This window comes from Mesorhizobium sp. M7D.F.Ca.US.004.01.2.1, from assembly GCF_003997785.1.
In the GTDB taxonomy this organism is placed as follows: Bacteria; Pseudomonadota; Alphaproteobacteria; order Rhizobiales; family Rhizobiaceae; genus Mesorhizobium; species Mesorhizobium loti.
This window is the reverse complement of record NZ_RZRQ01000118.1, coordinates 1-17,202: the sequence shown is the minus strand read 5'-3', so window position 1 is coordinate 17,202 and position 17,202 is coordinate 1. Positions and strand designations below refer to the sequence as shown.

General features: G+C 63.1%; 18 protein-coding genes. 9 read left to right on the top strand and 9 right to left on the bottom strand.

Annotated elements, in window-relative coordinates; genetic code table 11:
- Together EN993_RS17670 and EN993_RS17665 are read right to left on the bottom strand one after the other, a co-directional pair.
- A partial coding sequence (locus tag EN993_RS17670; protein ID WP_164757695.1) for a MarR family winged helix-turn-helix transcriptional regulator occupies positions 1–288 on the bottom strand: 288 nt, incomplete at its 3' end.
- A gap of 217 nt (positions 289–505) precedes the next feature.
- Positions 506–1,252 carry an intradiol ring-cleavage dioxygenase gene (locus EN993_RS17665; RefSeq protein ID WP_127264399.1) on the bottom strand — a complete coding sequence of 249 codons (747 nt, stop codon included), beginning with the start codon at positions 1,250–1,252 and terminating at the stop codon, positions 506–508.
- 200 nt (positions 1,253–1,452) lie between these two features.
- Between EN993_RS17665 and EN993_RS17660 the strand changes: the two genes are divergently transcribed.
- From EN993_RS17660 to EN993_RS17650, 3 genes are read left to right on the top strand one after another with little or no spacing between them, the layout of a single operon-like run.
- Positions 1,453–2,508 (top strand): GTP-binding protein, encoded by a 1,056-nt coding sequence (locus EN993_RS17660; RefSeq protein WP_127264397.1) that lies wholly within the window; start codon positions 1,453–1,455, stop codon positions 2,506–2,508.
- A gap of 10 nt (positions 2,509–2,518) precedes the next feature.
- Positions 2,519–2,893, top strand: a complete 375-nt coding sequence (imm45, locus tag EN993_RS17655; protein ID WP_126067363.1) for an Imm45 family immunity protein — start codon at positions 2,519–2,521, stop codon at positions 2,891–2,893.
- Positions 2,871–3,845, top strand: coding sequence for a WD40 repeat domain-containing protein (locus EN993_RS17650; protein WP_126067362.1), 975 nt, complete (start codon positions 2,871–2,873; stop codon positions 3,843–3,845). Before imm45 ends, EN993_RS17650 begins: the two co-directional genes overlap by 23 nt.
- Before the next feature lie 8 nt (positions 3,846–3,853).
- Here the strand turns inward: EN993_RS17650 and EN993_RS17645 are convergent, their stop codons facing one another.
- Positions 3,854–4,306, bottom strand: coding sequence for a hypothetical protein (locus EN993_RS17645; protein ID WP_127264395.1), 453 nt, complete (start codon positions 4,304–4,306; stop codon positions 3,854–3,856).
- A gap of 158 nt (positions 4,307–4,464) precedes the next feature.
- Here EN993_RS17645 and EN993_RS17640 point away from each other — a divergent pair, with 158 nt between their 5' ends.
- Genes EN993_RS17640 through EN993_RS17630 form a run of 3 tightly spaced genes read left to right on the top strand, consistent with a single transcriptional unit; the run spans position 4,465 to position 8,000 of the window.
- Positions 4,465–5,844 carry an aspartate aminotransferase family protein gene (locus tag EN993_RS17640; RefSeq protein WP_127264393.1) on the top strand — a complete coding sequence of 460 codons (1,380 nt, stop codon included), beginning with the start codon at positions 4,465–4,467 and terminating at the stop codon, positions 5,842–5,844.
- Between the two features lie 11 nt (positions 5,845–5,855).
- Positions 5,856–7,262 carry a glutamine synthetase family protein gene (locus EN993_RS17635; RefSeq protein WP_127264402.1) on the top strand — a complete coding sequence of 469 codons (1,407 nt, stop codon included), beginning with the start codon at positions 5,856–5,858 and terminating at the stop codon, positions 7,260–7,262.
- Positions 7,263–7,316: 54 nt separating this feature from the next.
- On the top strand, positions 7,317–8,000 hold the full coding sequence (locus EN993_RS17630) for a UdgX family uracil-DNA binding protein (RefSeq protein WP_245468874.1): 684 nt from the start codon (positions 7,317–7,319) through the stop codon (positions 7,998–8,000).
- Positions 8,001–8,004: 4 nt separating this feature from the next.
- Here EN993_RS17630 and EN993_RS17625 read toward each other — a convergent pair whose 3' ends face one another.
- From EN993_RS17625 to EN993_RS17610, 4 genes are all read right to left on the bottom strand, one after another.
- Positions 8,005–9,270, bottom strand: a complete 1,266-nt coding sequence (locus EN993_RS17625) for a glycerate kinase (protein ID WP_127264391.1) — start codon at positions 9,268–9,270, stop codon at positions 8,005–8,007.
- Positions 9,267–9,770, bottom strand: coding sequence for a heme-degrading domain-containing protein (locus tag EN993_RS17620; RefSeq protein WP_109665623.1), 504 nt, complete (start codon positions 9,768–9,770; stop codon positions 9,267–9,269). Before EN993_RS17620 ends, EN993_RS17625 begins: the two co-directional genes overlap by 4 nt.
- Before the next feature lie 212 nt (positions 9,771–9,982).
- Positions 9,983–11,299, bottom strand: coding sequence for a guanine deaminase (gene guaD / locus EN993_RS17615; protein ID WP_127264389.1), 1,317 nt, complete (start codon positions 11,297–11,299; stop codon positions 9,983–9,985).
- Position 11,300: 1 nt separating this feature from the next.
- Positions 11,301–12,518, bottom strand: a complete 1,218-nt coding sequence (locus tag EN993_RS17610) for a urate hydroxylase PuuD (protein ID WP_127264387.1) — start codon at positions 12,516–12,518, stop codon at positions 11,301–11,303.
- A gap of 132 nt (positions 12,519–12,650) precedes the next feature.
- Between EN993_RS17610 and EN993_RS17605 the strand changes: the two genes are divergently transcribed.
- From EN993_RS17605 to EN993_RS17595, 3 genes are all read left to right on the top strand, one after another.
- Positions 12,651–13,571, top strand: coding sequence for a LysR family transcriptional regulator (locus tag EN993_RS17605; protein ID WP_027039874.1), 921 nt, complete (start codon positions 12,651–12,653; stop codon positions 13,569–13,571).
- A gap of 103 nt (positions 13,572–13,674) precedes the next feature.
- Entirely contained in the window at positions 13,675–14,691 is a 1,017-nt protein-coding gene (locus EN993_RS17600) for an LLM class flavin-dependent oxidoreductase (protein ID WP_127264385.1), read from the top strand.
- Positions 14,688–15,941, top strand: a complete 1,254-nt coding sequence (locus EN993_RS17595) for an LLM class flavin-dependent oxidoreductase (RefSeq protein ID WP_127264383.1) — start codon at positions 14,688–14,690, stop codon at positions 15,939–15,941. Before EN993_RS17600 ends, EN993_RS17595 begins: the two co-directional genes overlap by 4 nt.
- A gap of 12 nt (positions 15,942–15,953) precedes the next feature.
- Here EN993_RS17595 and EN993_RS17590 read toward each other — a convergent pair whose 3' ends face one another.
- On the bottom strand, positions 15,954–16,790 hold the full coding sequence (locus EN993_RS17590; RefSeq protein WP_127264381.1) for a PhzF family phenazine biosynthesis protein: 837 nt from the start codon (positions 16,788–16,790) through the stop codon (positions 15,954–15,956).
- An 89-nt stretch (positions 16,791–16,879) separates the two neighbouring features.
- Positions 16,880–17,202: XdhC family protein (locus tag EN993_RS17585; protein ID WP_206532382.1), on the bottom strand; the 323-nt coding region annotated here is incomplete at its 5' end.

Genomic DNA, 17,202 nt, shown 5'->3' with positions numbered 1-17,202 from the left:
GGTGAGGAAGATATGCGCCTGGCGAGCATCCGCCGACGAGGCGCGCTTCTCCAGGAAACCCTGGGCCTGCAACCGGTTGATGGTCTTGGTGATGGTGGGTGGGCGCACGCCGAGGCGGCCGGCGAGATTGCCCGGCGTCTGGCCATCCTCGCGGTCGAGCGCCAACATGATCTGGTCCTGGCCGGCATAGAAGCCATGCGCCAGAAGCCGAGCCGCCAGCGCGGTTCTTGCCAGTCTTGCCGCCGAATGCAGCCGGCTCATTGTCGCAGTCTTGTCCGCCTTGGCCATGGTCATCCCTCTTCGGCCGTACCGGTGCGGGCAGCATAGAGACAGCCGGCCGGTTGGCAATCGACGATCAAAAAGTTTCCGGAGCTTCAAACAGCTTTGCCGGCAAGCATTGTGGTGTCCGCCGTGGCTAATGCCAGATGTTTATTTCAGTTAGATGACAAACGAGTTTTCGCGGCCGGAGTTTTCGTCGGGAGCAGGGTGGGGAAGGGAACGTCGCTCAGCCGGGCTTCACCGCGACGATCATCAGCGCCTGATAGGCATCCTCGACCTCGCGCAGTGCGGCCTGCGACTGCGGGCCGGCCTGCCTGGCAATGCCGTCCGCGGCGTTTGAGGTGTCGCGCTTGCCGGGCCGGTCATTGTAGGGCGCGACAGAGGTGAAGATCTGCTCGCTGAGACTGTCGGGGAAAAACAACTGGCCGGTCATCACCGACCTGTCGTCGGGGAAAACCTTGAAATGGATATGGGTGGTGCGACCGCGATACCAGCCGGGATAGATGGTCGCGAAGGAAACGATGCCGCGCGCGTCGGTCTTCTGCCAGCCACGCAGGAAGGTCTGGCCCGACGTGTCGACGTCGCGGCCGTCACCTTGTCCCGGATAGCCGGAATAGGCACCTTGCGCGTCGCAATGCCAGATGTCGACACGAGCGCCGGCAAGCGGGCGGCAGCCCGCGTCGACAACCTGCAGCCGGACGTCAAGGGCAATACCCTTCTTGCCTTCGGTGACATCGGCACGTTCGAGTTTTGGGTCGAAATAGAACGGCCCTTCTGTCACCTCAGGTGTGATGGCGCAGACACCGGCGCCGGTTTCGAACAGGGCCAGTCCGGCATAGAGCGAGGCCTGGGTAGCCGAAGATTGGGCGGCCATTGCCGAGGCCGGCAGGAACACTCCACCTCCGGCGGTGACCGCGATCAAACCGAGCGCCTGGCGCCGGCTCAATGAGAAGGAGGATGGCTCTCCGGACATATCTTGCCTCTCGAATTGGCCTCCCGCGTCCTGATCTAGGCAATCACAGCGGCTCTCGCCAGTCAAAATTCGGTAATGGCGGCAGCTGGTTTGGCCCATCGGTTTGCCTCGTGCAAAAGCCCGGCACACACCCTATATGGAACCGACAATCCATTCTTCGAGGCCGGATTTTTCGAGGCCCAGACAGTTCGAGGCAAGCCATGAGCGACGCACAGACGCAGATCCCCGTAACCGTTCTCACCGGCTATCTCGGCGCCGGCAAGACGACGCTGCTCAACCGCATCCTGTCGGAAAACCACGGCAAGCGCTACGCCGTCATCGTCAACGAGTTCGGCGAAATCGGCATCGACAACGATCTGATCGTGGAATCCGACGAGGAAATCTACGAGATGAACAATGGCTGCGTCTGCTGCACGGTGCGCGGCGATCTGATCCGTGTCGTCGAGGGCCTGATGCGCCGACCCGGCCGCTTCGACGCCATCGTCGTCGAGACCACCGGGCTCGCCGATCCGGTGCCGGTGGCGCAGACCTTCTTCATGGACGACGACGTACGCTCCAAGACCAGGCTGGACGCGGTGGTGGCGCTGGTCGACGCCAAGCATCTGCCGCTACGGCTCAAGGATTCCAGGGAAGCCGAGGACCAGATCGCCTTTGCCGACGTCGTCGTGCTCAACAAGACCGACCTCGTCACACCGGAAGAGCTCGCCAAGGTCGAAGCGACGATCCGCGCCATCAATCCGGCGGCAAAGATCCATCGCACCACCCGCGCCGGCGTCGACCTGTCCGAAGTGCTCGACCGCGGTGCCTTCGACCTGTCCAGGGCGCTGGAAAACGACCCGCATTTCCTCGAGGCGCATGACGATCACGACCACCATGACCATGACCATGACGGCCACGATCACCATGATCATGACGGGCACGACCACCACCATCACGCGCATGCTTCCGACATCCATGACGTGACAGTGCAGTCGGTGTCGCTGCGCGGCGGCGAGATGGACCCGAAGAAGTTCTTCCCGTGGATCGAGAAGATCACCCAGATGGAAGGCCCCAACATCCTGCGGCTGAAGGGCATCATCGCGCTCAAAGGCGACGACGAGCGCTATGTCATCCAGGGCGTGCACATGATCATCGAGGGCGACCACCAGCGCGCCTGGAAGGACGGCGAGAGACATGAGAGCCGGCTGGTGTTCATCGGCCGTGAACTCGACGCCGAGCGGCTGAAGAAGAGCTTCGACGCCTGCCAGGTGGGCTGACCGCAATAAAATGCCCCGCTTGCTCGATCTCGCCGATGATTTCCTGACCATCGGCGATGTCATCAGACTTTCCGAGAATTACGATCTCGGGCCGGATTCCGGCCCGGTCGATCTTCTGATCTTCGATCCCCACGAAGACGAGGCCGGGCTCGGTCTCATGGTCACATCCGGTTACAAGGCAGGGCTGGTCTTCGCGGTGCTGCCCGAGGAAAGCCGGTTCGAGAAAAAACCCGGGCTTTCGAGAACTTGGTTGATCGAAAACTGGGACAAATGGTTCGTCTTCACCTATCAAGGCGGCCCGGTTCCGATCGAGGAAACCGTTATCCTACGCTGGAACGAACGAATGACCGTTGAGATTTGCCATGCCGACCGTCGCCCCGCTTGATCTCGAAGGCCATTGCATCGCTGCCGTCTTCCTCGGCGACGTGCCGCATTTCGCGATGGCCGATGGCGCCGTCCATCGGCTCGAGCATGGTCACAAGACAGTTCAGGCCAATGACGGGCTGCTCGCCGCCTTCCATGATGCGGCCAATGACCGGCTGATCACCGGCGGCGAGGACGGTAAGGTGTTTGCCGTGAAAGCGAGCGGCGAGGCCACGGAATTGGCAAGCGCGGCCAAGAAGTGGATCACCAGCGTCGCCGCTGGACCGCAAGGCGCCATCGCCTATGCGACGGGCAAGACCGCCTTCGTGCGCTTTGCCGATAGCAAGACCAGGGAATTCGTCCATCCGCGTTCGGTCGAGGGGCTGGCCTTCTCGCCCAAGGGCATGCGCTTTGGCGTTGCCCGCTACAATGGCGCGACGCTGCATTTCCCGGCCGCCGAGGGCAAGCCGGTGGAGCTCGAATGGGCCGGCGCCCACACCGGCATCACCTTCTCGCCGGATGGCGCCTTCCTCGTCACCACCATGCAGGAAAACGCGCTGCACGGCTGGAAGCTCGCCGACGGCAAGCACATGCGCATGACCGGTTATCCCGGCAAGGTCAAAAGCCTGTCGTGGAGCGTGAAGGGCAAGTGGCTGGCGAGTTCCGGCGCGCCGGCGGCGATCGTCTGGCCGTTTTCAGGCAAGGACGGGCCAATGGGCAAGGCACCGCTGGAACTTGGCACGCGCGGCAACGCCATGGTGACGGCTGTCACCTGCCACCCGAGCCAGGATGTCGTCGCCATCGGCTATGATGACGGCATGGTGATGGCGGTGCGTTTTGCCGACGCCAAGGAAGTGCTGTTGCGGCGACCGGGCAAGGGCGCCATCACCTCGATGATGTGGGACAAGGAAGAACGCCGCGTCGCTTTCGGCAGTGCGGCCGGAGATTGCGGCGTCATCGACATCACGGCGTAGTTCAGGACTTATTCAGCCCCGCACGACACGTTGCCCGTCAACTCAGCCGGCTTGCCGTCCTTGTCCGTGTCGGCGGCATTGTCATAGATGGCAAGCGTGTACTGCCCGTCATAGACGCCTTCGTCGCTGGCCTTGGTCAGGATCGTCAGCTCAACATAGTTGTAAGCATCTGCGAGCTGATGCTCGCGGTAGATGTTCAGCCGCAACTCCTTGCCGTCCAGCCAGTACTGGGTCAGGTTGGAATCCTCGAACACCGTCTTGCGCAGATGATCGCCGACGGGCCTCACCTTGATTTCGAGATCGCCGCGAAAGTTGAAGGTCGGGCCGCCCATGCCTCTGGTGACGCCGGCGCCGACATCGAATGTCACAGCCGTATCGTCAACGTCGCACCAGATGCCGCCGGAGGCGAAAGCCGCGCTGGCCGACAACAGCAGCGTTGCCACACAGATGATCGTCCGCATTTTTGCTGTCCCCACCTCAATTCCCGCTCGTATTGGCGCTGACTTCGACAGCATGGTCAAGCGCCGCTGCCAAAGGCTGAGCCAACGCAGGACAGACGCGCGGCCAATTGCGGATGCGGACACGGATTGTCTAAGAGGGATCGACCAGAGGGGTTTTCATGCATAGCGACATTTCCAAGACGTCCATCGGCGGCATCAGCCGCGACCGCATTGCCGAGCTGCGCGACACCGAGGGGGCGGCTTTCCGCAAGGCGCGGCCAAAGTCGCAAGCCAAGGTCGGCAACGGCCTGCCCGGCTTCTTCGGCGGCATGCCGATGCACTGGATGAACGACTGGCCGACGCCGTTTCCAATCCTGGTCGACAGCGCCAGAGGCGCGACCATCACCGACATCGACGGTATCAGGCTCGACGATTTTTGCCTTGGCGACACCGGCTCGATGTTCGGCCATTCGCCGCCGCCGGTGGCGCGCGCCATTCGCCGCCAGGCCGGGCGAGGCCTGACCTATATGCTGCCCTCGGAAGACGCGCTCGCCATCGGGCCGCTGCTGCAGCAGCGTTTCGGCCTGCCGTTCTGGCAGATCGCGACGACGGCGACCGACGCCAACCGCTTTGCATTGCGCGTTGCCCGCGCCATCACCGGCCGGGAAAAGATCCTGGTCTTCAATGGCTGCTATCACGGCTCGGTCGACGAGACGATGATACGGCTGATCGACGGCAAGCCCGTCAACCGGCCGGGATTGGCCGGCGAGTTCCGCGACCTGACCCGCACGGCCAAGGTGATCGAGTTCAACGATGTTTCAGCACTCGAAGCCGCGCTCAGGGATAAGGATGTGGCCTGCGTCATCGCCGAACCGGTGCTGACCAATTCCTGCATGGTGCTGGCTGATCCGGGCTACCATGACGCGCTGCGCAAACTAACGCGCCAAGCCGGCACACTGCTTCTGATCGACGAGACACATACGATCTCGACCGGTCCCGGCGGCTACACCAGGAAATACAGGCTGGAGCCGGACTTCTTCGTGCTCGGCAAGCCGATTGCCGGCGGTGTGCCTGCAAGCGTGTGGGGCATGAGCGACGACGTTGCCTCGCGCTATGCAGATTACAACAGGACCAAGGAACCGGGCTATTCCGGTATGGGCACGACGCTCTCGGCCAACCCGCTACAGTTCGCAGCGATGCGCGCCACGCTTGAAGAGGTGATGACGCAGGAAAATTATGACCGGATGGATCATCTGGCGCGGCGGCTCGATGCCGGGCTGACCGGCGTGATCGACCGCTATCGCCTGCCCTGGCATGTTTCCCGTGTCGGCGCTCGTGTCGAGTTCATCTGCGCGCCCGGCCCCTTGAGGAATGGCGCCGAGGCGGAAGTGGCGCATGCGCCGGAACTGGAGGCCGCAATCCATGTCGCGCTGGTCAATCGCGGCGTGCTGATCGCCCCGTTCCACAACATGATGCTGATTTCGCCGGCGACGTCAGGTGCCCAGGTCAACCGGCTGATCACCGCCTTCGGCGCGGTTGCGGCAAAGCTTGCGGCATGAGACAAGCGGCGATGGACCATCCCAATGCCATGACGACCTCACCTTCGGGCTCGACACCCGCCGAGGCGCAAGCCTTTCTCGACGCCCATCCCGAGATCGAAGCCTTCGATATCGTGCTGACCGATGCCAATGGCGTCGGCCGTGGCAAGATCGTGCGCCGGCATGAGCTGACGAGCATCTTCGAGGGCGGCCGCCATATGCCGATCTCGATCCTCGGCCTCGATATCACCGGCGAGGATGTGCACGAGACCGGGCTGATCTGGACGACTGGCGACGGTGACCTCAGGGCATGGCCGATCCCCGGCACGCTGGTGCCGCTCTACGGCACAAATCCGCCGCGCGGCCAGTTGCTGATGGCTATGTACATGCTCGACGGCCGGCCGATGTCGTCGGATCCGCGGCTGGCGCTGGCACGGCAGGTCGACATCTTGGCGGCCAAGGGTCTCTATCCGGCCGGCGCCTTCGAACTCGAATTTTTTCTGCTGGCCAATGAGCGCGACGCCGACGGTAAGGTGCAGCCGGCGCGCGCCGTGCTCGACGGCCGCGTCTCGGGCAAGACCGAGGTCTATTCCGTCGATCATCTGCATGGCATGGAGCCGCTGTTTTCCGACATCTATGCAGCGGCCAAGGCGCAAGGCATTCCGGCCGAGACGGTGATTTCCGAATATGCGCCCGGCCAGTACGAATTGACGCTGAACTACCGCAAGGACGTGATGCGGGCGGCCGACGACCTAGTCATGCTGAAGCGGCTGGTGCGGGCGCAGGCGCGCCGCCATGGCGTCACCGCCTGTTTCATGGCCAAGCCGATCGAGAAATATGCCGGCTCTGGCATGCATTTCCACGTCTCGCTGCAGGACAAGGCCGGCCGAAACGTCTTTGCGGAAGCCGGCGGCGAGAGCTGGTCGCTGCCGCTGCTGCAGGGGCTCGGCGGTCTGATCCAGACGATGGCGGAATCGATGCTGGTGTTTGCGCCGCACGCCAATTCCTGGCGGCGCTTCGTCTCGCAATCCTATGCGCCGGTGGCCCCAACCTGGGGCGTCAACAACCGTTCGGTGGCGCTGCGCGTGCCGGCGGGCGATGCCAAAAACCGGCGCATCGAGCACCGGCCGTCTGGCGTCGACGCCAACCCCTATCTGATCGCCGCAACGGTGCTGGCCGGCATCATCAAAGGTCTGGATGAAGGTCTCGACCCCGGCCCGGAAACCACCGGCAACGGCTACGAGGCGGCGGTCACACGCACGACGATGCCTGTCGACTGGCGCGCCGCGATCGAAGCGGCGCGAGCATCTAGCTTCCTGAAAGGCGCGCTCGGCGAGGACCTGCACCGGACCTTCGTGGCGATCAAGCAGTCCGAGTATCTGCGCGTGGCGCGCACGGTCAGCGAACTGGATTACCACCTCTATTTGCACGAGGTGTGAGGGAGGAACCATCCTCGGCCTTGTCCATTTTCAATATCGAAATGGAAAGGCAAGATGATGGCGACCACAGGCCTTCCGCGTAAGGCGAAGATGCCGGCCCGGCGCGTTTCCGCGCCGCGCGCCGAGCCGATATCGGACGAGACCGATGCCACCTCGATCACGGAACTGCGCGAGGCTGCGAAAGGTTGCCGCCGCTGCCCGCTGTGGCACGACGCGACCCAGACCGTGTTCGGCGAGGGTCCTGATGATGCCAGGGTGGTCTTTGTCGGCGAACAGCCGGGCGAACAGGAAGATCTCGCCGGCAAACCTTTTGTTGGCCCGGCGGGCAAGGTGTTCAATGCCATCCTCGATGAGGCCGGAGTCGACCGGCAAAAGATCTATGTCACCAACGCGGTCAAGCACTTCAAATTCGAGCCGCGCGGCAAGCGCCGCATTCATTCCAAGCCAAATGCCGGCGAGGTTCAGGCCTGCCGCTGGTGGATCGACAGGGAGTTCGCGCTGATCAAGCCGGAGCTGGCTGTGGCGCTGGGCGCAACGGCGGCGTTGTCGCTGCTGGGCAAGGCGATCCCGGTGACAAAAATGCGTGGCCAGGTGATCGAGCGCGAGGATGGCTTGCGCGTCTTCATCACCATCCACCCGTCCTTCATCCTACGCATCCATGAGCCGGCGGACAAGGAAGCTGAACGCGAGCGGTTCCTGCACGACATGAAGCAGGTCAAGCGGCTGATGGCCGCCTAAAAAGCTATCTGATCAGGATCGCCCTGAGATCGTTGACATTCGTGCCTGTCGGGCCGGGCACGAAGAGATCGCCAACCGCATTGAAGGCCGTCCAGGCATTGTTGCCGGCCAACATCGCCTTGGCGTCGACGCTGGCTGCGCGCATGCGCGCCACGGTGGAGCCATCTGCGAAGGCACCGGCATTGTCTTCCGAACCGTCGATGCCGTCGGTGTCGGCGGCCAGCGCGTGGATACCGTCGACGCCATTGATGCCGATGGCGAAGGCGAGCAGGAATTCCGAGTTGCGGCCGCCCTTGCCTTTTGCCCGCAACGTCACCGTGGTTTCGCCACCCGACAGGATCAGAACCGGCTTCGAAAATGGTCGGTTGCGCGTCGCCACTTCGCGCGCGATTGCCGCATGCACGCCGCCGACCTCGCGCGCTTCCCCTTCGATGGCATCGGAGAGAATGACAGCTTCGACGCCTTGCCGTTTCGCTTCCGCAGCAGCCGTTTCGAGCGACACGCCGGCAGAGGCGATCAGATGCACTTCGTTGCGCGAAAAGCGCTCATCCCCAGGGCTTGGTGCATCGGCGGCCGGCGAATTGATGTGAGCCATCACCGCGGCCGGCAGTTTCATGCCATAGGCTGATATCGAGGCCAGCGCGTCTTCGCGGCTGCCGGTATCCGGTACCGTCGGGCCGGAGGCGACCAGCGCCGGATTGTCGCCGGGAATGTCGGAAACGACCAGCGACACCACCTTGGCCGGCCAGGCGGCCGCCGCCAGTCTGCCGCCCTTGATGGCGGAAAGGTGCTTGCGGATGGTGTTCATCGCCGCGATCGGCGCGCCGGAGGCGAGCAGCGCCTCGTTGACGGCGATCTCGTCGGCCAGCGTCAGGCTGCCGGCCGGCGACGGCAAGAGCGCCGAGCCGCCACCCGAAATCAGCGCCACGACCAGATCGTCCGCTGTCAGCCCCTGGACCTTGGCGAGCAGGCGACGCGAGGCTTCCAGGCCGGCAGCGTCCGGCACCGGATGCGCCGCCTCAATGATCTCGATGCGTTCGCAGGTTGCGCCATAGCCGTAGCGGGTGACGACCAGCCCTTCGATGGGGCCGTCCCACGCCTTTTCGAACGCCGCCGCCATCTGCGCCGAGCCTTTTCCGGCGCCAATGACGATGGTGCGGCCCTTGGGTTTGGCCGGCAAATGATCCCGGATGGTTCGTTCCGGATCGGCAGCGGCGACGGCCGCGTTGAAAATGGAGGTGAGGAACGATTTGGGGTCGAGTACGGTCATTCGGCTTCCCGAGGCAATGCCAGGCCGCGCTTGTCGACGCCCAAATGATCGCACAGCGCATCGACCACGACGCCGTGATCCTCGCGCTCCGGCAGTCCGGAAACGGCGATCACACCAATGACGCCGGCGCCCTTGACCGTCACCGGAAAGCCGCCGCCAGCCAGCACATAGTCTGAAATGTCGAGACCCTCGCCAACCTTGAAGGTGCGGTCGGGGCGCTGCTGCTCCAGCACCATGCGATAGGTGCTTTTCAGGAACCGCTTGACGACATTGATCTTGCGCCGTGCCCAATCCGGATTGGAAGCGTTCGAGCCCGGCAGCGCGGCATAGAACAGCGGCCGGTCGAAGGTCCTGATATCGACGATAACAGGCAGGTTCTCGGCGAGCGCGCGGTCGCGGATGGCTGAACCGATCCTGAAAGCAACGGCCTCGTCAAAGGCGGCGAAGACCAGGACTTCTTCCTGTCTCTTGATCAGAGCGATGTCGTCAGCAACGGCCATTTTCTCTCTCCGAAAATCGTCACACGTCGTTTGTACGACAAGCTCCGCCCGGTCAAGCTCCCGTCGCCGCGGCCCCCTCATCCGGCCGCTGCGCGGCCACCTTCTCCCCGAGGGGGAGAAGAGGCTGGCGTCAACGCTGGCGAACTCCTCTCCCCTCGGGGAGAGGTCGGATTGCCCTTTGCAATTCGGTTGGCAATCCGGGTGAGGGGGGCTTATCCCGCTATCATGTCAGCCTTGACGGGCCGCCCCGCCACATAGACCTCGCGCACGGCGCGGTCGTCGCCCAGCGTCTGCAGCAGGAACAATTCCTGCGCCAGCGTCTCGACCGTTTCCATCCTGAGCCGCATCGCCGGCGTCGCCCTGGCGTCGAGCACGACGATGTCGGCATCGCTGCCTTCATCCAGCGTGCCGATCTTCTGCGCCACCGACAGCGCCTCGGCATTGCCGCGTGTCAGTTGCCAGAAGGACTGGAACGGATTGAGCTTCTCGCCGTTCAGCGCGATCACCTTGTAGCCCTCGTCCATGGTGCGCAGCATCGAATAATTGGTGCCGCCGCCGACATCGGTGGCGGCGGCGATCCGGATCGCCTTGTCGCGGCGGCGAAAGCGTTGGTAATCGAACAGGCCGGAGCCGAGGAACAGGTTCGAAGTCGGGCAGAACACCGCCACCGAGCCTGAGTCCGAAAGCGCATCAGCCTCACGCTCCGACAGATGGATGCAATGGCCGAACAGGCTCTTCTTTCCTAACAGCCCATAATGCTCGTAGACATCGGTATAGTCGCGCGACCACGGATAGAGCTCCCGCGTGAAGGCGATCTCGGCGTGGTTTTCCGACAGATGCGTCTGCATGTGCAGGTCGGGATGCTCGCGGCAGAGTGCTGCGGCCATCTCCATCTGCTCCGGCGACGAGGTGATGGCGAAGCGCGGCGTGATGGCATAAAGTTGCCGCCCCTTGCCATGCCATTGCACGATCAGCGCCTTGCTGTCGTCATAGCTGGATTGCGGCGTGTCGAGCACGCCGTCCGGCGCATTGCGGTCCATCATCACCTTGCCGGCGATGTTGAGCATGTTGCGGTCATGCGATTCGGCAAAGAACGCTTCTGCCGAAGCCTTGTGCACCGAGCAGTAGGCGGCAACCGTCGTGGTGCCATGGCGCACCATCTCGTCGAGGAACAGCCGCGCAATGCGGCGGCCATGCTGGGCGTTGGCGAACTTGGTCTCTTCCGGAAAAGTGTAAGTGTTCAGCCAGTCGAGCAGTTCGGCGCCATAGGAGGCGATGACCTGCATCTGCGGAAAATGCACATGCGCATCGATGAAGCCCGGCAGCAGCAAATGCGGCCGATGGTCGATTTTTTTCACGGCCTCGCCGGCCTGCTTTTCAACTTCGGCATAGGTGCCCGCGGCGACGATCCTGCCGTCGCGGATCAGCAGACCGCCATCCTCCTCGTAGCGCCAGGCGGAATGGTCGTCGATGGTTTCGGGCCAACGCACAAAGGACAGCGTGCGGCCGCGCAGAAGCGTGGAGGTCATGCTATTTTCCCGCGCCTTCGAACCAGGCCACCAGCAGCGCCCGCTCCTTGTCGGTAATCTGCGAGACGTTGGCGGGCGGCATGGCGTGGCTGCGGCCGGCCTGCAGATAGATCTCGCGGGCGTGGTTGGCGATATCAGCGTCGGTGTCGAGCATCACGCCCTTCGGCGCATGATAGATGCCCTCATAGACCGGCTCCGCCGCATGGCACATCGAGCAGCGGCCGAGCACGGTGTCGCGCACGGCCGGGAAATGCGCTGAAGCGACATAGATTTGCGCCGCCGCCGATTCCCTGGGCTCGCCGGTCAGCACCTTCGGCGCGGTCGACAGCCAGATGATGACGATGAACAGGACAAGTGCTGCCATCCAGGTCCAGGTCGGATTGCCCTTGCGCGCATGGATGGAGTTGAAATAGTGCCGGATCAGCACGCCGATGATAAACACCAGCGAGGCGATGACCCAGTTGAACTCAGTGCCGAACGCCAGCGGATAGTGATTCGACAGCATCAGGAACAGCACCGGTAGCGTCAGATAGTTGTTGTGGAGCGAACGCTGCTTGGCGATCTTGCCGTATTTCGGGTCAGGCTTGCGGCCGGCGATGAGGTCGGCGACGACGATCTTCTGGTTGGGGATGATGACCATGAAGACATTGGCCGACATGATCGTCGCGGTGATGGCGCCCAGATGCAGGAAGGCGGCGCGGCCGGTGAACAGGTGCGTCAGCCCCCAGGCGATGAACACCAGAACGCAGTAGAGCACCAGCATCAGCCCGGTATCGCTCTTGCCCAGCGGCGAGCGGCACAGCAGATCATAGACCACCCAGCCGACCCCGATCGTTGCCAGCGACAGCAGGATACCGACCGGCACAGACATGGGCAGCACATTCGGATCGATCAGGAACAGATCGGCTCCGGCATAATAGACGACGCACAGCATGGCGAAGCCGGACAGCCAGGTGGCGTAGGATTCCCATTTGAACCAGGTCAGGTGTTCCGGCATCTCGGCAGGCGCCGCCAGATATTTCTGGATGTGGTAGAAACCGCCGCCATGCACCTGCCACTCCTCGCCGAAGGCGCCGACAGGCATGCCCGGACGCTGGCGCAGGCCGAGATCGAGCGCGACGAAGTAGAAGGACGAGCCGATCCAGGCGATGCCGGTGACGACATGCAGCCAGCGCACGGCAAAGCTCAGCCAGTCCCAGAAAATCGCGAAATCCATCATTGAAGTCGTCCCTGCCGATCCGGTGACTTTACGGGCTGGAGCGCAAACGGAAAGAGGCGAGGTGCACGATGACTTTCAAAAAAAAATGGAAAATACTAGGCTGATCGCTGCAAACCGGCGAAGGTGCTCTGCATGGCCTATCTCGACAACATTGCCGTCTTCGTTCGCGTCGTTGAACTCGGCAATCTGTCGGCGGCCGGCCGCGACATGCGCATCTCGCCAGCGGTCGCCTCCAACCGCATCAAGGAGCTGGAGAAGCATCTGGGGGTGCGGCTGTTCAACCGCACCACACGGCAGTTGATGCCGACAGAGCATGGCACGGTTTTTTACGGAGGCGCCAAGCAGGTGCTGGAGGCGATCACCGAGGCGGAAGCGGCGGTCTCGGCGCTTTCCGGGCAACCGCGCGGCACCATCCGTGTGACCGCGCCCCTCGGCCTCGGGCGCCGGCTGGTGGCTTCGGGCATTCCGGATTTTCACGACAAATATCCTGATATCGAGGTGCGGCTGAGGCTCTCGGACCACAATGTCGACATCATGAAGGAAGGCATCGACGTCGCCTTCCGGCTCGGCATCATCGAGGATTCCAGCCTCAGGATGCGCGGCATCATGGAATGCGAACGCGTGCTGGTCGCGGCGCCGAAATATCTGGAGGCGCGCGGCGAGCCAATTGAGCCGCAGGAGCTGATCGGCAAGAAACACGACTGCCTGATGCTGCGCTATTCCGGCGCGCGCGAATATGTGTGGACGCTGCAGACCCCCACGGGCCCGCAGAAATTCGAGGTGCACGGGCCGTATGACACCGACGATGGCGACGTGCTGACCGGATGGGCACTGTCCGGCCGCGGCATCATCAACAAGCCGCGCTTCGAGGTCGAGCCGTTTATCCGCGACCGACGGCTGAAGGTGATCCTTAGCAGCACGCCGCCGACACCGGTGCAATTCGCCGCCGTCTATCCGCATAAGAAGCTGCAGGATCCAAAAGTGCGGCTGCTGCTCGACTTCATGGCCGAGCGCTGCCAGCGGCTGATCAACGATCTGCTTGCTGGCAAATAGGACTGGCCGGCAAGTGAGCGGCGGTTGGCCCAGCGCCGGCGGTTGCCATCCCAGGACGTGGCGAACATAGTTCAGGTCGATTTTCGTCTTGCAGGGACCATCGATGGACAACGGCGCCACAATGCATCTTGCCGTTTCGCTGTTTGCGGGAACCGCCGATCCATCACCGGAGCCGGAATTCAGCCGCCTGGCTGGTTTCGTGCAAAAGGCCGAAGCAGCTGGGCTGGACATGGTGTTCCTTGCCGATTCCGTGCCGGCTTCGAGTAACGATGCAGCAAGTAGGCAGATGCCCTTCGAAGCGACGACGTTGCTGGCCGCACTGGCCACAGTGACTACCAGGATCGGCCTCGTTGCCGCTGCCTCGACAATTGCCCACCAGCCCTACAATCTGGCGCGCCGTTTTGCTTCACTCGACATCATCAGCCATGGCCGCACCGGCTGGAACGCGACCATGGCGCAGAATCCGCGCGAAGCGGCCAATTTTAGCCGGCCGGAGGGGTTTTCATCAGGCGATTTCCGCCGCCGCACCGGAGAATATATCGACATCGTTCAGGGCCTGTGGAACGGCTGGGATGCGGACGCGCTCCTGTTCGACCAGAGCGGCGGCCGCTTCCACGATCCCAAAAAGATGCACCTGCTTGAGCACAAGGGCGAGTTCTTTTCCGTGCGCGGACCGCTGAACGTCGCACGGTCGCCACAGGACACGCCGGTGCTGGTCTTGTCGGGCCTGCGGGAATCCGACTTCGATATTGCCGCCCGCACCGCCGATGTCATCCTGCTTGACGACGAACCGATCGAGAATGCGCAAGCACGCTATGACGAACTGAAGCGCCGCGTCGCCGCCTGCGGACGCGATCCGGATGCCGTGAGGCTTCTGATGAATATCTCGCTCGTCACCAATGGCACCGCCAAGCCGACCATTGCCGACAGCATGGAAAAAGGTTTCCGGGCGAAAAACTGCGACGGGTTTAACATCCTGATGCCGGCACAACTCTCAGCACTCAACGATTTCGTCGATCTGGTCTTGCCGGCGCTGCGGCTGCGTGGCCTGTTTCGAGAGAACTATCGCGGGACAATTTTGCGCTCGCACCTCGGGCTTGCCGGCGGAGGTGACCAATGACCGCTGGCCAGATGAAGCTCGGCGCCTTCCTATGGGCGACAGGTCATCACATCGCCGCCTGGCGCCACCCCAAGGCACACGTGACCGCCGGCATCGACATCGACCATTACATCCAGCTGGCACGCACAGCGGAGGCGGCGAAATTCGACATGGTGTTCTGCGAGGACGCCGCCGGCCTGCGCGAAGCCAATGTCGGTATCGCCAGCCAGACATCGCGCTCGATCGGTTTCGAGCCGATCAGCCTGCTTTCGGCGCTCGCCGCCCAGACCAGCCGCATCGGCCTCGTCTCAACAGCCTCGACAAGCTACAACGAGCCCTATGGGCTGGCGCGAACCTTCCTGTCGCTCGACCATCTGAGCGGCGGCAGGGCCGGCTGGAACCTGGTCACCTCGGCCAGCCCCATCGAAGCCGCGAATTTCGGCTCGACCGGCTTGCGTCCGCATGCCGACCGTTATGAGCGCGCGCGTGAGTTCGCCGAAGTGGTTGCCAGGCTTTGGCGTGAGAAGCTCGGCTCTGGCCACGACGGCCAGAGCTTTTCGGTTCGCGACCCGCTTGACCTGCCACGCTCGCCGCAAGGCGCGCCGGTGATGGTCCAGGCCGGCGCCTCGGATGTCGGCCGCGACCTTGCCGCCCGCACCGCCGATGTGGTGTTCACGGCGGCGCAGACCTTCGAGGAAGCCAAGGCCTTCTATGACGATCTCAAGGGGCGCATGGCCACCTATGGGCGCGAGCCTGACGACATCAAGATCATGCCCGGCGTCGCGCCAGTTGTGGCGGAGACCGAGGCGAAGGCCCGTGAAAAATACGAGGAATTGCAGGAGTTGATCCCCGACGATGTCGGCGTTGCGCTTTTATCCAGTTATCTCAGCATCTCCGACCTGTGGCGCTATCCGATCGATGGGCCGCTGCCGGAACTGCCGGAGAGCGAGGGGATGAAGAGCCGGCAAGCGCTGGTCATAGAGCAGTCCCGCCGCGACAATCTTTCCATTCGCCAGCTCGCCCGCCATTTTGCCGGCGCGCGCGGCCATTGGCGCATTGTCGGCACAGCGGCCCAGGTCGCCGACGAGCTGCAGGCGCGATTCGAAGGTGGCGCGGCTGACGGCTTCAACGTCATGCCCTCTTACTTCCCCGGCGAACTCGATGCCTTTGCCACGCTCGTTGTGCCGGAACTGCAGCGGCGTGGCCTGTTCCGGACGGACTACGAGGGCCGCACATTGCGCGACCATCTGGGTCTGAAACGGCCGGCATGAGCATGCGTGGGCCTATGCTTCGTCCATCATTCGGGCGGTGCCTGAAACCCTGATCGAACTTCCGGGCGTTGGCGGAATGTCAGCGTGCAGACGCGAGCGCATGCCCATGTCCTCGCCTTGCACGACATCGATCGCGCCGCCATGCGGCCAGCCAATGTCACGCAGATAGCCGGCGAAGGCGGCCGTCGAGGCACCTGTCGCCGGATCCTCATAGACGCCGCCGGAGGCAAACGGATTGCGCGTGTGGAAAAGCCGTGGCGTTTCCACATAGGCCAGCAGGATCGTCACCAACCCTTCTCGCCGCATCAGCGCTTGCCCGGCTTTCAGATCGTAGCTCATGGCGGCCAGCGCCTGCCGCGACTTGAGGGCAAGCACAAGATGGTCTGCGCCGCCATGGATCAGCGCCGGTGGAATGGCCGGATCGAGATCGCTTGAGGTGTAACCGAACAACGCCAGCGCTTCGGAAATCAGCTCAGGCGAGGCCGGTTTGCTGCGTGTCGGTGGCGACTGCAGCGCGGCAGCGACATTTACACCATCGCGAAACCCTTCGACGGTTATGCTGGCCTGGTTCAGGGTCAGCGGGAAAACTCCATCGCCAAACTGCCGGACCAGCGCCGCACCAAGCGCGATGGTGGCATGCCCGCAAAAGGGAACTTCCGTTTCCGGCGAGAAATAACGGACCCGCCAGCCGTCGCCTTCAGGAGCGGCAAAGGCGGTTTCCGAGAATCCGACCTGCGCCGCCAGAAGCTGCATGTCGGCCGCATCGGGCAAGATATCGCTGATCAAGACTCCGGCAGGGTTGCCGCCGGTGTTGCCATCCGAAAAGGCCGCGATTTTCAAAACGTCCATATGCCTTCGCCCATGCTGCAAGGCCGGTGGATACAGCAAACGCATGTTTGGGGCGATTGGAAAACGAAGAAGCCGATGTTCAGCTGCGGCTAACCGGCCATAACCTTGTCACGCGAAACCTGATGGTCGGCACCCGAGGCAGCGGCGTGAACAACCAGCGCCGTCATAATCTCGGCGGCCGCAAGTGCGGCGATCACCGGCGGGCGCTTGTCCTTGACGGCATCGCCGCCGATCGGCGAGACGAGACGGGCAAACTCCGGTTCGCTACCGTCCGCCGATTTCAGGAACCAATTCTTGAAGGTGGCTTTCTTGGTCTTCGAACCGATCATGCCGATATAGGCCGCGTCGTCGCGCTTCAGCGCTTCGGCGACGATCAGGAAATCCAATGCGTGATCGTGGGTGAGGATGGCGA